This window comes from Streptococcus sp. AS20 (assembly GCF_000524255.1).
Taxonomy (GTDB): Bacteria; Bacillota; Bacilli; order Lactobacillales; family Streptococcaceae; genus Streptococcus; species Streptococcus constellatus.
On record NZ_JANS01000006.1, the window covers coordinates 60756 to 74188 of the forward strand.

Annotated in this window: 9 protein-coding genes and 1 other annotated feature; of the genes, 2 read left to right on the top strand and 7 right to left on the bottom strand. The window is 37.8% G+C overall.

Translation table 11 applies throughout. The features are described 5' to 3' along the window. Nucleotides 1–53: 53 nt before the first annotated feature. Nucleotides 54–290 (bottom strand) — a binding site (T-box leader). Nucleotides 291–407: 117 nt separating this feature from the next. Beyond that, a complete protein-coding gene (gene fbp62, locus HMPREF1514_RS03810; RefSeq protein WP_037597346.1) occupies nt 408–2057 on the top strand; it encodes an Rqc2 family fibronectin-binding protein Fbp62 in 1650 nt (549 codons plus the stop codon). A 489-nt stretch (nt 2058–2546) separates the two neighbouring features. On the opposite strand, the gene budA is transcribed toward fbp62, so the two are convergent. From budA to HMPREF1514_RS03840, 6 genes are all read right to left on the bottom strand, one after another. Next, nucleotides 2547–3266, bottom strand: a complete 720-nt coding sequence (budA, locus tag HMPREF1514_RS03815) for an acetolactate decarboxylase (protein WP_037597349.1) — start codon at nt 3264–3266, stop codon at nt 2547–2549. Between the two features lie 150 nt (nt 3267–3416). Continuing rightward, nucleotides 3417–5081, bottom strand: a complete 1665-nt coding sequence (alsS, locus tag HMPREF1514_RS03820; RefSeq protein ID WP_037597352.1) for an acetolactate synthase AlsS — start codon at nt 5079–5081, stop codon at nt 3417–3419. Nucleotides 5082–5163: 82 nt separating this feature from the next. Continuing rightward, the gene (locus HMPREF1514_RS03825) at nt 5164–6393 is read right to left on the bottom strand and encodes a tetratricopeptide repeat protein (RefSeq protein WP_156921867.1); all 1230 of its coding nucleotides are present in this window, start codon (nt 6391–6393) and stop codon (nt 5164–5166) included. Continuing rightward, nucleotides 6380–7558 (bottom strand): AI-2E family transporter, encoded by a 1179-nt coding sequence (locus tag HMPREF1514_RS03830; protein ID WP_003069788.1) that lies wholly within the window; start codon nt 7556–7558, stop codon nt 6380–6382. Before HMPREF1514_RS03830 ends, HMPREF1514_RS03825 begins: the two co-directional genes overlap by 14 nt. A 390-nt stretch (nt 7559–7948) precedes the next feature. Beyond that, entirely contained in the window at nt 7949–9325 is a 1377-nt protein-coding gene (locus tag HMPREF1514_RS03835; RefSeq protein WP_003069789.1) for a HAMP domain-containing sensor histidine kinase, read from the bottom strand. Beyond that, on the bottom strand, nt 9322–9978 hold the full coding sequence (locus HMPREF1514_RS03840; RefSeq protein ID WP_003069790.1) for a response regulator transcription factor: 657 nt from the start codon (nt 9976–9978) through the stop codon (nt 9322–9324). Before HMPREF1514_RS03840 ends, HMPREF1514_RS03835 begins: the two co-directional genes overlap by 4 nt. Nucleotides 9979–10390: 412 nt before the next feature. Here HMPREF1514_RS03840 and HMPREF1514_RS03845 point away from each other — a divergent pair, with 412 nt between their 5' ends. Further along, nucleotides 10391–11404: a lactonase family protein gene (locus HMPREF1514_RS03845; protein WP_037597358.1), complete on the top strand. Its 1014-nt coding sequence runs from the start codon at nt 10391–10393 to the stop codon at nt 11402–11404. Nucleotides 11405–11650: 246 nt separating this feature from the next. Here the strand turns inward: HMPREF1514_RS03845 and ezrA are convergent, their stop codons facing one another. Then, entirely contained in the window at nt 11651–13375 is a 1725-nt protein-coding gene (gene ezrA / locus HMPREF1514_RS03850; RefSeq protein ID WP_037597360.1) for a septation ring formation regulator EzrA, read from the bottom strand. Between the last annotated feature and the right edge of the window lie 58 nt (nt 13376–13433).

The following is a 13433-nucleotide window of genomic DNA, read 5'->3' on the forward strand; positions in this document are numbered from 1 at the left end:
CATACTTCCCCTCCATTTACAATAAAAGAAAAACCCACACACAGTTCATCCTGTGTGAGGGCGTAAATCGCGGTGCCACCTCAATTATGGGAAAAATCATACACTTTTCCCACATCTCTATCTTGTCTAACAACAAGTTGCACTATAAGGTGTGCTTACCGAATTTTTATCGTTTCAAATTCAAGTTCTATCCATTAGCCCAATTTCATAAAACCCTGCTGCTTGTTTTCACCAACCACAAGCTCTCTGCCAACAAATATTTTATTACTTTTCTAATTTGATATTATTTTAGAGGTTTCTGAAATAAATGTCAAGTATTTTGTCAAACTTTTCTGATAATAATTTTTCAACCTTTTCTTACTATTTTTTGTTATAATTTTCTTTAGTACCATTCAAGGAGAAAAACCATGTCCTTTGACGGATTTTTTTTACATCACATGACAGATGAATTGCGGCAACAGTTACTGTACGGTCGTATTCAAAAAATCAATCAACCGTTTAATCAGGAATTAGTGCTACAAATTCGCAGTAATCGACAAAATCATAAATTGCTCTTGTCTGTTCACCCTGTTTTTAGTCGCATTCAACTAACCCGTACCGCCTTTGAAAATCCAGCAGTGCCCACCACATTTATCATGGTTATGCGAAAATATCTACAAGGTGCTACGATTGAAAACATTTCACAAATCGAGAATGATCGAATTTTAGAAATTTCTGTCTCCAATAAAAATGAAATTGGAGATAACGTGGCAGCAACTCTTATCATCGAAATCATGGGCAAGCACAGCAATATCATCCTAATGGATAAGGCAAGCGGCAATATTATTGAAGCTATTAAACATGTCGGCTTTTCTCAAAATAGTTACCGTACGATTCTGCCTGGTTCAAGCTATGTCACTCCACCTCAAACAGATAAGCGCAATCCATTTACCATTTCTGATGAAAAATTATTTGAAATTTTGCATACAGAGGATTTGTCGGCCCGTTCTTTACAAAACTTATTTCAAGGCTTGGGGCGCGATACAGCAGCCGAACTCAGCCAGCGCTTAACAAGTGATAAGTTAAAAATCTTCCGCGCCTTCTTCGCTAGCTCCACTCAGGCAACCCTGACTAGCAAGTCATTTACCCCCATTCTCTTTGCGGATAGTCAGAAAGAATTTCCTAGTTTATCACAATTGTTAGATGCTTTCTATCAAGACAAGGCAGAGCGCGATCGCGTTAATCAGCAAGCCAGTGAACTGATTCATCGAGTGGAAAATGAATTAGAAAAAAACCGCAAGAAATTAAAAAAACAAGAGCAGGAATTAGTCGCGACTGAAAATGCGGAGGAATTTCGCCAAAAAGGAGAGCTCCTCACTACTTTTTTGCACCAAGTTCCCAACAATCAAGACCAAGTAGAACTGGACAATTACTACACAAGCGAGAAAATTACTATTGTGCTGGATAAAGCTTTGACCCCTAACCAAAATGCTCAGCGCTATTTTAAGAAATACCAAAAACTGAAAGAAGCAGTCAAGCATTTAACGGGACTGATTGAAGAAACTAAAGAAACCATTCAATATTTGGAAAGTGTGGAAACCGCCCTGTCACAAGCTAACTTGACAGAAATTGCTGAAATTCGTGAAGAATTGATTCAGACCGGTTTTATTCGCCGGCGTCAGCGTGAAAAGATCCAAAAACGGAAAAAACCAGAGAAATATTTGTCTACTGATGGACAGACAATTATTCTGGTTGGACGAAACAATCTGCAAAATGATGAGTTGACCTTTAAAATGGCGAAAAAAGAGGAACTCTGGTTTCATGCCAAGGATATTCCCGGCAGTCACGTGGTCATCACAGGCAATCTGCAACCAAGTGATGAGGTCAAGACAGATGCTGCGGAATTGGCGGCATACTTTTCTAAGGCGAGATTGTCCAATCTTGTTCAGGTGGATATGATTGAAGTCAAAAAACTTAACAAGCCAACAGGTGGTAAACCTGGTTTTGTAACCTACACAGGGCAAAAGACCCTACGCGTTACTCCTAATGAAGCCAAAATTAAATCCATGAAGATGTAAGGTGTCTACTAACTGGCACCTTTTTCTGACTATTTTTTATATATCCGACCCTCGGACGGAGTGAATTACTTTTCAGGCAAGTTATCCGACCCTCGGACGGAGTGAATTACTTTTCAGGTAAGCTGTCCGACCCTCGGATGGAATGAATTATTTTTCAGGCAAGCTATCCGACCCTCGGATGAAATGAATCTCTTTTCAGGTAAGCTATCCGACCCTCGGACGGAATGAATCTCTTTTCAGGTAAGCTGTCCGACCCTCGGACAGAGTAAATCAGGTCGTCAATGTGGACGACAGCTTAAACCAGTTCTCGTTCACTTTGTCGACCGAGGCGACGAACTTGTTCTCATTATAAGGGACTGAAAAAACTTCTTAGAAAAGTAAAAGGCTTAAAATCAGTGCTTTTAACAACACGATTTTAAGCCTTTTTAGCATCATTCTTTTGAATTTTGAATGGAATTTGAGCTTTTGTCTAACTTTGTCCACTGTTTTTTATTCAGATTTCTCAATATCTTTCTTTAACTCCGACACATTCAATTTTGCAGAGAGAAAATCTTGGTCTTGAACCGGAAAACGCTGCTCCAAAGCCGCAATCGTTCCGATTTCAACCTCTCCATTTTTCATGACAAAATCCATGACATGTCCACCGAATTGGTGGTCATCAGATAGAAAATGAAGATGATAACCAGCTACGCTGACGCCGTGAAACAGCTCCGGCGTCCAAAAGCCAACAATCGTTCCTGAAATGTGTTCTGCATGATACTCCGGCTGATGAGCTGCGATTTCTGCAAACCTCTTTCCCGGAGAGGATTTTGGAGCTATTCGCACGTGCATGCTGCTAAATTCACCATGAATCTTAATTGAGCGAAAAAGATTTTCCCCGACATAGCTAGCTTCTATGCGCTTCTTCAACGCTTCTTCAGTCAGCTCAACGTCCTGACGAAAACACGCTTCTGCTCTGTGAAAAGCCACTGCAGCATAAGGAACCGTCCTATCTGTTGAAACTCCTATCACTTCAGGAGTTGCTCCTATTCCCTTGGCTTGATAAGCCTTGCCGTCAAGCACAATCAGCTCTCCGTCAATAGAGTCTAAAGTACCAATCCCTAAATCTCCATGTTGAAGCAATTCTTCAATCGTCATCGTCCCCTTGTAAAGCCCCGCCATCAAAGCCCCCAAAGTATTGTAGTGAAATAATGTTACAAGCTTTGCCATTTCTCCTCCTAGGCAATTTTTACTATCTTTCCTTGAAAAAAGCAGGTCTCACATCCAGCCTTTTACTGTCTAATACTGCACATTAACCGTACAAGAAAATGAGAAATTGAACTCTCTTGAAATAGTCTTGAGCCCTTTCCCAGTTTCAATTTAATAAAACTCATCTGGTAAAATCGTTTCTCCTAGTGTACTGCTGTCCTTGTAATCCACTGGCACATCAATGATAACCGGTCCATTTTCCTTTAAGGCTTTTTGGAGCAACTGTGTTAATTCTGCTGGAGATGTTGCTCGGAATCCTTTCGCACCAAAACTCTCTGCATATTTAACAAAATCAACAGGCCCAAAGTCCACTCCAGATGAACGACCATATTTCATTTCTTCTTGAAATTCCACCATATTATAATGCCCGTCGTTCCAAATAAGATGAATAATTGGCAATTGCAGGCGAACCGCTGTCTCTAGCTCCTGAGCTGAAAAGAGGAAGCCACCGTCGCCAGACACAGAAATGATCTTTGTGTTGGGACGAACCAAGGCTGCCGAAATCGCCCAAGGCAATGCCACTCCTAACGTTTGCATCCCATTTGAAAAAAGCAAATGCCTTGGTTCATAGCTCTTGAAATAACGTGCCATCCAAATATAATGCGTACCCACATCTACTGTAACTGTCATATCATCTGTCGTATTTTCCTGCAAGACTTCGACAATATCCAGCGGGTGTAGTCGTCCTGTTTCAGTTTGGCTGCGGTCAAATTTCACATCACCGTCCATTTTATCTCGCAAAACTTGCAGATATTCCCGCGACCCTTCTGGTAATTGATAACCGTTGATCGCTGGCAGCAATAAATCCAAAGTATTTGCAATATCTCCAATCAGCTCACGCTCCGGTTGGAAGTAAGTATCAATCTCTGCTGGCTCTACGTCAATCACAATGATGCGGGCAGAAATTTCCGCATTCCAGTTGCGTGCTTCATACTCAATCGGATCATAGCCGATAGCGATGACTAGATCAGATTTTTTCAAGAGCATATCACCTGGTTGATTACGAAACAGTCCGACACGTCCAAAGAACGTAGCTTCTTCCAATTCACGAGACACAATCCCAGCCCCTTGGAATGTTTCCACCACAGGTAACTGTACTTGCTCCAACAACTGACGAATAGAAGCCGTCACTTTAGCACTTGAAGCGCCATTCCCCAAGAGAAGAACAGGTAATACAGCATTTTTAATCGCTTGCGCTAGATAGTTGATGTCAGCTACCGAGCTTGACCCCAACTGCGGATCCGTCAACGGTTTAATCGCTTTTACTTGCACTTGACTATCCACCACATCCTGCGGAATGGAAATGAAACTTGCTCCCGGCATTCCTGACTTGGCATGACGATACGCATTGGCAATAATTTCTGAAAGAGTATTGCCATCTTGCACTTCGACAGAATACTTGGTAATCGGCTTAAACAGTGCAGCATTATCCATGGACTGATGTGCACGTTTAAGAAGATCAGCTCGTTTGACCTGACCGGCTAAAGCTAGTACAGGATCCCCTTCTGCGGTCGCAGTAACCAAGCCCGTTGCCAAGTTTGAAGCGCCTGGTCCACTGGTTGCAATCACGACACCTGGCTCTCCTGTAATCCGCCCAATTCCTTGTGCCATAAAAGCAGCATTTTGTTCATGACGAGCCACGATCAGTTGTGGACCTTTGTCCTCTAAGGTATCAAACACACGGTCAATCTTTGCACCCGGAATCCCAAACACATAATCCACTTTATGATTAATTAAACTATCTACAATTAGATCAGCACCAAATTTTTCAGTCATTTTCTTCGTCCTTCCTGAATATCACGCTCATCATTATATCATAATTCCCATGCGTCTTATAGGATTGTGCTTGTTACTCTTTTTACAAACTATCGTACAATTCCTGCATGATACCATCATCCGGAACGAGGCGAAGATAATGCTCTGCTTGGTGTTTTGCTTTTTCAAATTCACCCATTTCACGAAGTAGATAAATATATTGCTCTAAAAATTCTGGATTTTCCTGTAAATCTGAGAGCAACAGACTGTAGCGCTCCAAAGCTGCTGTTGTATGTTCTAAAGCTTGATAGGCACGTGCAATATTCCACTTCGTCAGAACATTATCTACATCTCGCTCTTCAAATGCCAAAACTTCATCAAAACGCTCTTGCTGCACATAAAGATTCGTCAAACGTAGTACGATTTCTTCCTCGTCTTCAGCATTTTCTTGCGCTTGCAGCAGATATTCTTCTGCCTTTTGCTCATCGTGTAGCTCATAAGAAAGTTGTGAAGCAAGTAGCAAAAGACGAGTGTCAAACGGATTTTTCGATAAGCCCTGCTGCGTGAGGCGTAATGCCTCTTCTGCTTGATGTTCTGCATGAAGCGACAAAGCATAACCGTACTCATAGCCCTCAAAGTCTTGCGAAATCGTATCAATTTGCTTAAAGTACAGATTGGCTTTTTGATATTCTTTCTGATCATATAAAATAGTTGCTAGTTCAAAGGCCACCGTATCATCATATTCAATCTCTAAGGCTTTTTGAAGAAATTCAACCGCTGCTTCAAATTTACCAAGACTTGAATAGGAAATGCCAATTCGCTGATAAGTAGAAATACCTGTCTGCTCATAAATGATGCGATTGTCTAAACTAGCATACTCTTTAATGGCTTGCTTAAAATTTCCCAATTCAAAATCTATTTCAGCCAAACCAAAAGTTACTAACGGCTCGTCAGTCAATTGTTTTGCTTCGGCTAGTTTTTCTCTTGCAACGTCCGGCAACCCTTCCATTTGGTACAAATCAGCTTTGACCAATAGAGCTGTCACGTACCAATCACTATCAAAATTAATTTCTTCTAGATAAGCAAAGGCCTCTTCCACTTTCCCATCTTCACTAGCAATCTGTGCTAAACTAATATAGGATTCTGGATAGTGAGGAGCTAAGTTTTCATAAATTCGCTTAGCTTGAGGGAAAAAGCCGATACTTTCTAAGTAATCGGCCAATTCAAGTAATTCTTCTTCTGTATCATTTGTTAGGGCTCTCTCAAAATATTTATTAGCATGCGCCAAATCCTGCTTTTGTAGAGAAGCGACCATTTTTTCACTGTTGTTCAATTCTCTCTCCTGTTTCATCTACTAATTCCTCTTCGTACAAACCGCTAACTTTTTTATACCATTTAAAAATAGCAGTAATCACAACTTTTGCAGAAGCATAAATTGGAATTCCCAGTAAAACACCCCAAATACCAAACATAGAACCAGCTGTCAAAAGGACAAAAAGGACATTAATCGGATGGATATTCAATTGACTACCCAAAATCAATGGTGATACAAACCGCCCTTCAATCGTTTGCTCTACAATAAAGACAACAATAACTTTCAATAACATAAGCGGTCCAGCAATCAAACCTAAGACAAGAGCCGGTAACATCGCGAGAAAACTTCCTAAGTAGGGAACCAAATTTAAAATCCCTGCAGTTACTCCAAGCGTAACTGCATAACGAAGTCCTATTATCTTAAAGAAAATGATAAACATAATCGCTACAATGATAGCAACAGTCACCTGGCCACGAACATAATTAGCAAGCTGTGTATTGACGTCTGTCAAAATTTGACCAACAGGGTCACGAAACTTTGTTGGTATGAATTTTGTCAAATAAGATTTCAAATTTTTCCCATCTCGCAAAAGGTAAAAAAGGATAAAAGGCATGATGATAATAGCTACAATCACTTGCGAAGCCGTACTAATCAATGTGCTCACCCAATTCACTGCTTTCGATGAAAAATTACTTGCCCAAGTCGTCACTTGATCTGAAAAATTGTTGGCAATTTCTTCCAATTGAGGCTTGACATCATCAGAAATACGATTTTCCAAAAAATCTTGAATGATTTTATTCGACTTTTGCAAATTAGCTGGTAAATTCCTTACAAAGCTCACAATCTGATGTTGCAAACTTGGAATTGCCACAGCCAATCCCCAAATCAAAAGCAAAGCAATCAAAATAAAAACAATCGTAATCGCAACCAAGCGATTTATTTTATGCTTCTCCATAAAATCCACGATCGGGTTCAATAGATAATACAAAAGCCCCGCTAAAATAACCGGCAGCATAATAACCCCGATAAATTCTAGAACAGGAATAAAAATGAAACTAATTTTGCTTAATACAAAAATATTCAATCCCAGCAATAATGTCACCAAAAAAACAGTGATTGCTTTATTATCTAAAAACCATCGAAAAAACCACGATAGACTGAAATCCTTTTTTTTGTGTTCCATACAGACATCCTTTTCTTTATTTATCTCATTGTAGCATTTTTCACTAAAAAATTCTTGAAGAAAAAGTAGCCATTTGTAAATTTCTTCCTTGCGTCAAAGTCAAATATAAAAAAGTGAGGTTGGGACAAAAATTCCTAACCTCAAAGTATACTATATAATAAACCAACGCCGCAGTAACTGATTCCTCAAAGCACTACTTTGAGGAAACGGATAGAACTTGCGAAGCAAGTTTCAAGGCGGTTCGCTTTTCAAGCTTGGAAGAAAATTTTTGACGAAAACTTCGTTTTCTTCATTCACCACCTCAACAGTCTAGAAAACTATTAAACAACTTTACGAGGGGAGACTACGAACTAAATTTTTGTTTCATTTAGTTCTATCCCATTCCCACTTTTAGTCTTCTTTATCTGAGAAAAAAATTATAAAACGCATTCGTTTGCCATCAACCGCCTCGAAGCGATAACGCAAGTTGTGTTTCTCCAAAATTTGTTGAACAATAAAGAGTCCCAGACCTGTTCCACCGTCTTTACGATTGCGACTGTAATCTGGACGATAAAATGGTTGAAAGATTTGCTGGATTTGCTGTTCATCCAACACATGTTCCGCATCATTTTCAATCATTAACTGACCATTTTGAATCGTTAAAAAAATTTCCCCGCCAGCTAATGCATAATGAAAAGCATTGTCCAATAAATTTTTAATCGCCTTTAATAAATACATTTTGTTACCATGCACATGAAGTTCTTCTAAATGAACGATAAACTTGTAACCTTTCATATCAGCCAGCATTTTATAAGTATTTAAATTTTCCTCTAAAAGCTGCTTAAGTGAAAACTCCTCTTCTTCCGCTTCTATACGCATTTCAATCTTAGAAATCGCCAAAATGGATTGCACAAGTTTAGATTGCTCTTCTAAAATTTCACGACATTTATGTAAATATTTATCTTTATCCTTGAAGTCACCAACTCCATAGATCATACCATCTACAATTCCCATCATGCTAGTGATTGGTGTCTTCAACTCATGAGAGGTCATACGAAGGAACTCTGCTTTCTCCCGCTCGCTTTCAGCCACTTTTTCATTTTCCAATCGCAAAGCTTCAATACTCATCAACAGATTTTGATAAAGAGTGTTAATATCTTGAGCAAGATTAGAAATTTCATCATGACCTTTGACTGGACAAATTACATCTGGAGAAAGAGTTGCCATCTTACGCGTACTTTCTGAAATTTCTTTAATGCGTTTGGTTGCAAATCGACTGTAAAGAAAAGCTGCCACACCACCTAGTGCTAAAGAAAAGAATAAGATATAAGGATAGAGGCTTAACAGCACATAATTAGCATCCGATATTGGTTGGAGGGAATATTCTCCACGCAAAGTCAATGTGGTACCTTCTGCCGTTTTTATCTTCTTACTCATACTTTTGGTTTGATTATTCAAGCTCATGTCAGAGGGTAAAATTGTTAATTGAAATTCCCCCTTTTCATTAGCTAAATCAATACGAGGATAAATAAGTTTTCCTTTTGCATCTAATATGCTAAACCAGACGCGTGTATTCTTTCGATTGTAATCACTTAAAAGCTTTCCCATGTCATCTGACGGTTTTCCTTGAACCTGCTGGGCAATTTGGGAAAACTCACTTTTAGCCTCTCGATGTTTGACTTGATCATAATAAACAGGCATCACAAAATAAAGTGTTGCCAGAACCGTTGTCACGACAATAAAAATAATCGTTCCTGTCAAAAGGAAATGCTTTTTAGCAATTCTCACTCTTCTTCGCCCCCAAGTTGATAACCCATACCGGTAATAGTTTTAAGAGGAATTCCGGGAATTTTTTTCCGAATATTTTTCACATGGTTGTCCAAAACCCGACTATCTAGTTCGCTATAACCCCAGATTGTATTCATCAATTGATCTCGTGTCACTAAATGATTTTTTCTTTTAGCCAGAGCTTGGATGATTTCATATTCTTTTTTGGTTGGAGACATTTTTTCTTCTTGCCAATAAACTGTACAATCATCGATTGAAACACGCAAGTCCCCAACAAGAATTTCAGATTCTGTTACTGTACTACGGAAAATATTTTCAATCCGTTTCATTAAAATAAGTGGTGAAAATGGCTTAGTAACATAGTCGCTAATCAAATGGTTAAAGCTAACTAGTTGAGTATATTCATCATCTAGTGCAGTTAACATCATAACTGGAACCTGCGAAGTTTTGCGGACTTCCTTTAGTACATCCAAACCACTCATGGAAGGTAACATGACATCCAAAACGATTAAGTCAAATGATTTTTCTTCAAATATACGCAAAGCTTCTGCACCGTCAAAAACGGGAGTCACTTCATAATGGTTTTCTTTTAAAAACTCACAAATCACTTGATTGATGGTAGTGTCATCTTCTACTACTAAAATCTTATGCATTTTTTACTCCTTAAATTATAAATATAAAATGACGAATAATCCATATAAAGATTACTTTTATTATACAACAAAATAGAGAACTTACAAAGATTGAACATTGTGATATAGTATAAAATTTTCTTCAAAAAATCAAAGCTTTTTCAGAAATCAGCGACAAATTCCTTAGTCTTTTTTGATAATTAAAAACCTTTATAAAATACTTATTACAGCAAACTTCTTTATCCTTTGGAAAAATCCTATTTCGCTTCTATAAATCTATTTTATTGTAACAAAGCTATCTGTTCCCTTTCTACCTCAAATCTATTTTTTATCTATTTTTTAAGCATAAGGATGAAAGGCGCTTTCATTTATGAAAACTATTTCATCTATTTTTATGTTATAATAAAAGTATCAAATTTTTTCGAGGTGAATGATGACTCAAACAGTTTATTTTGGAACTTATACACGTCGTAGCTCTGAAGGAATTTACAAGGCTGATCTTGATACTAGTACAGGTGACCTAACAAATTTAACACTTGTTGCCAAAGAACCGAATCCTACGTATTTAGCTTTTGACAAGCAGCATCACCTGTACTCTGTCGGAGCTGAATATGGGGAAGGAGGTATTGCAGCTTACAATAAAACATTCCAATTACTCAACCATGTTGTAGCTGAGGGAGCTCCTCTCTGCTATGTGAGTGTCGATGAAACAAGAAGTCTTGTCTACGGAGCAAACTATCATAAGGGGCAAGTCTTAGTTTATAGACGACAAGAAAATGGCAGCTTAAAATTAGTTGACTCTGATGTTCACATTGGGTATGGTCCGCATGAAAACCAAGCTGCTGCTCATGTGCATTTTGCAGATTTGACACCAGATAACTATCTGGTTACGTGTGATTTGGGGACTGACGAAGTCATTACATATGACATTAGTGATTATGGTCGGTTAATCCGATTAGATACCTATCACGCGACATCTGGTGCTGGTCCACGTCATATCGTATTTCATCCTCATTACAAAATCGCTTATCTTATTTGTGAATTAAACTCTACCATTGAAGTTTTAATTTATGATGGTGATGGTCAATTTGAACGCCTACAAACTATTTCAACCTTACCAGAAGACTTTTCAGAATTTAATGGAACAGCTGCTATTCGTTTATCTACAGATGGTCGGTTCCTTTACGGTTCTAATCGTGGACATAATTCAATTGTTGTTTACAAAGTGGTAGGAGACGGAACTCTTGAACTTGTAGAAATTGTTCCAACTAACGGAAAAAATCCACGCGATTTTAATATTACACCAGATCAACAGTACATTATTGCAGTTCACCAAGACTCAGACAATGCCACTGTCTTCAAACGCGACCCAGAAACAGGAAAACTAACAGAAATCTCACATGATTTCTTTGTCCCAGAAGGTGTTTGTGTTGCTTTTACTCATTAAAAAATAAGAGAATTACATACCTGTTTACACCATTGCACAGTATAATTGTCAAATTTACAAAAATCATGTTTTAAAAGACTACATATTGTGATTGGTGTAAACTGCTTAATTTAAAAACACCTATACATTTACTCATTGAGGATCCATGTAATTTTCTTATAAAAAGGAATAGAACAATCGTATTTTCATATAATACAAATAAAGAGAAGGAAATAAACCTTCTCTTTACTTGTATAACTTTTCAATTTAAAATCGGATATTTTCTCGTGTTTTTTCATACGATGTAACAAAACGATTGGTTACACCGGGCTCTACTACATCCAATGCTTGTGAGATTTCTTCAAATGAAGCTTGATAATCAAAGTCATTCTCAAAAATTTCTAATGCACGGTCGAAAGCAGTTTGTACACCTTCATCAAATGAACGATAGCGATTCGAATACTGTAATAATTGTTCTGTCAACGTTGCATTTTCAACAATTCGATAGGTTTCATTTTCAAGCTCATTCATATCATTTGTCAAAATTTCCAGCATACGATTCACCGATTCAATATTGACACGATATTGCTCCAATTCTGCCACTAAGCTTTCCGTGTTATCACTTGCAGTAAAGAAAATGGTCAAGAAACTTCGTGGAATACCTGGCAGATTGCGTTTTTCCATATAACGTTTAATTGTATGCAGTTTGTTGATATAAATATTGACTTTTTGTCGAGCATTGTCATCATCTTTTTCAATTTTGGCCAATTTTTCACTCAGTACTAACTGCTCATCTTCAATTTCTTTCACGCGTTTTTGAATTGTTTCAAGATTTTCTTGAAGAACAGAATAAGCTTGTTTTCTTTCTGAAGAATCTTCAATAGCTTCTAAAACAACATCATCTAAACTCGAAAGTTCACTTTGAAGGCGACGAACATGATTCGTATCACTTTCTGTCAATAGATATAATTTTGAAAGGCGGGCAATCTCTGTCAACAGATTTTGATTGTTTTCTTTTGTATGACCCAAATAACCTGGTAAACTATTGACTAACTTGACAACTACTTTATGTGACTTGATTTCTCGGTTGAACATGTCATACAAAGCATCCACTTCTTCTTGAATTTGCGTATTTTCATACTGCGCATTATCCAATTCCAAACTGGCAATATTTTCGCTATTCCGTTTCAAACTAGTGTGTAACTGTTGGAAACGAGATTCAATATCCGTTTCAATAAAGTGATATCCTGACTCCAACAGTTTGCGATAACCAGATTCCAAATCTTCTAACTGCTCTGGCAATTTTTCCACTAATTCTGATACAAGAGTTGGAATTTTTTCAACGATATGCGTCAAAGCAAGGATGTGATCTTCTGTTTTATCCAAAATTTCTGCTGCTTCAACAGGGTCTCCTGATGAATTTAAGGTTACAAATTGAGAGAATTCAGATTGAATTTTTTCTAATTGCTTTTCAATCTCAGGAAGTGCCGAACCATAACTTTCTGTATCATTCGCAACAGATACCTGTAACTTTTCATACAAATCCAAGGCATGTAGGACACGACCACTGTTTTTTGACTCTTGCTTTTCTAGCTCAGCAAGTGCGTTACGAATAGCAGTGATATCCTCTTCAATTAGGTCAATCTGACTTTCGATTTTATCAATACCGTGTTTTGCCTTTAAAAATCGAAACGAATTATTGTAACCTTCTGTCTCAAAAAGATTGTTTTCAATATCGGCAAAAGAATTCAAAGAAAGATCAACCCATTTTTGATTCCATTCACGAAAGGCCACTTGACTTTGTCCGATTAAGTGCATATTTTTAACTGCTTCTACTTCATCGTTTACAGGAAGATTATAAAGTTCTTCTTTGTGCTCTTCTAACTTAGCAAGTAAAGCATCATTTCTTTTTCTCAATAAGACAGCAGCTATATAAGCAACAATTAAGAGAACTGCTATCACTATAATTAGTACGATTAGTCCGTTAGACATGTAAAACTCCTTCAAAATATTACTTGAAAATAATCATGATTATTATATCATAATTTTA

Excerpts from the sequence above, each read along its gene's own strand:
- HMPREF1514_RS03845 (WP_037597358.1), top strand. The coding sequence starts at position 10,391 with ATGACTCAAACAGTTTATTTTGGAACTTATACACGTCGTAGCTCTGAA.
- HMPREF1514_RS03840 (WP_003069790.1), bottom strand. The coding sequence starts at position 9,978 with ATGCATAAGATTTTAGTAGTAGAAGATGACACTACCATCAATCAAGTG.
- budA (WP_037597349.1), bottom strand. The coding sequence starts at position 3,266 with ATGGCAAAGCTTGTAACATTATTTCACTACAATACTTTGGGGGCTTTG.
- alsS (WP_037597352.1), bottom strand. The coding sequence starts at position 5,081 with ATGACTGAAAAATTTGGTGCTGATCTAATTGTAGATAGTTTAATTAAT.
- HMPREF1514_RS03830 (WP_003069788.1), bottom strand. The coding sequence starts at position 7,558 with ATGGAACACAAAAAAAAGGATTTCAGTCTATCGTGGTTTTTTCGATGG.
- ezrA (WP_037597360.1), bottom strand. The coding sequence starts at position 13,375 with ATGTCTAACGGACTAATCGTACTAATTATAGTGATAGCAGTTCTCTTA.
- fbp62 (WP_037597346.1), top strand. The coding sequence starts at position 408 with ATGTCCTTTGACGGATTTTTTTTACATCACATGACAGATGAATTGCGG.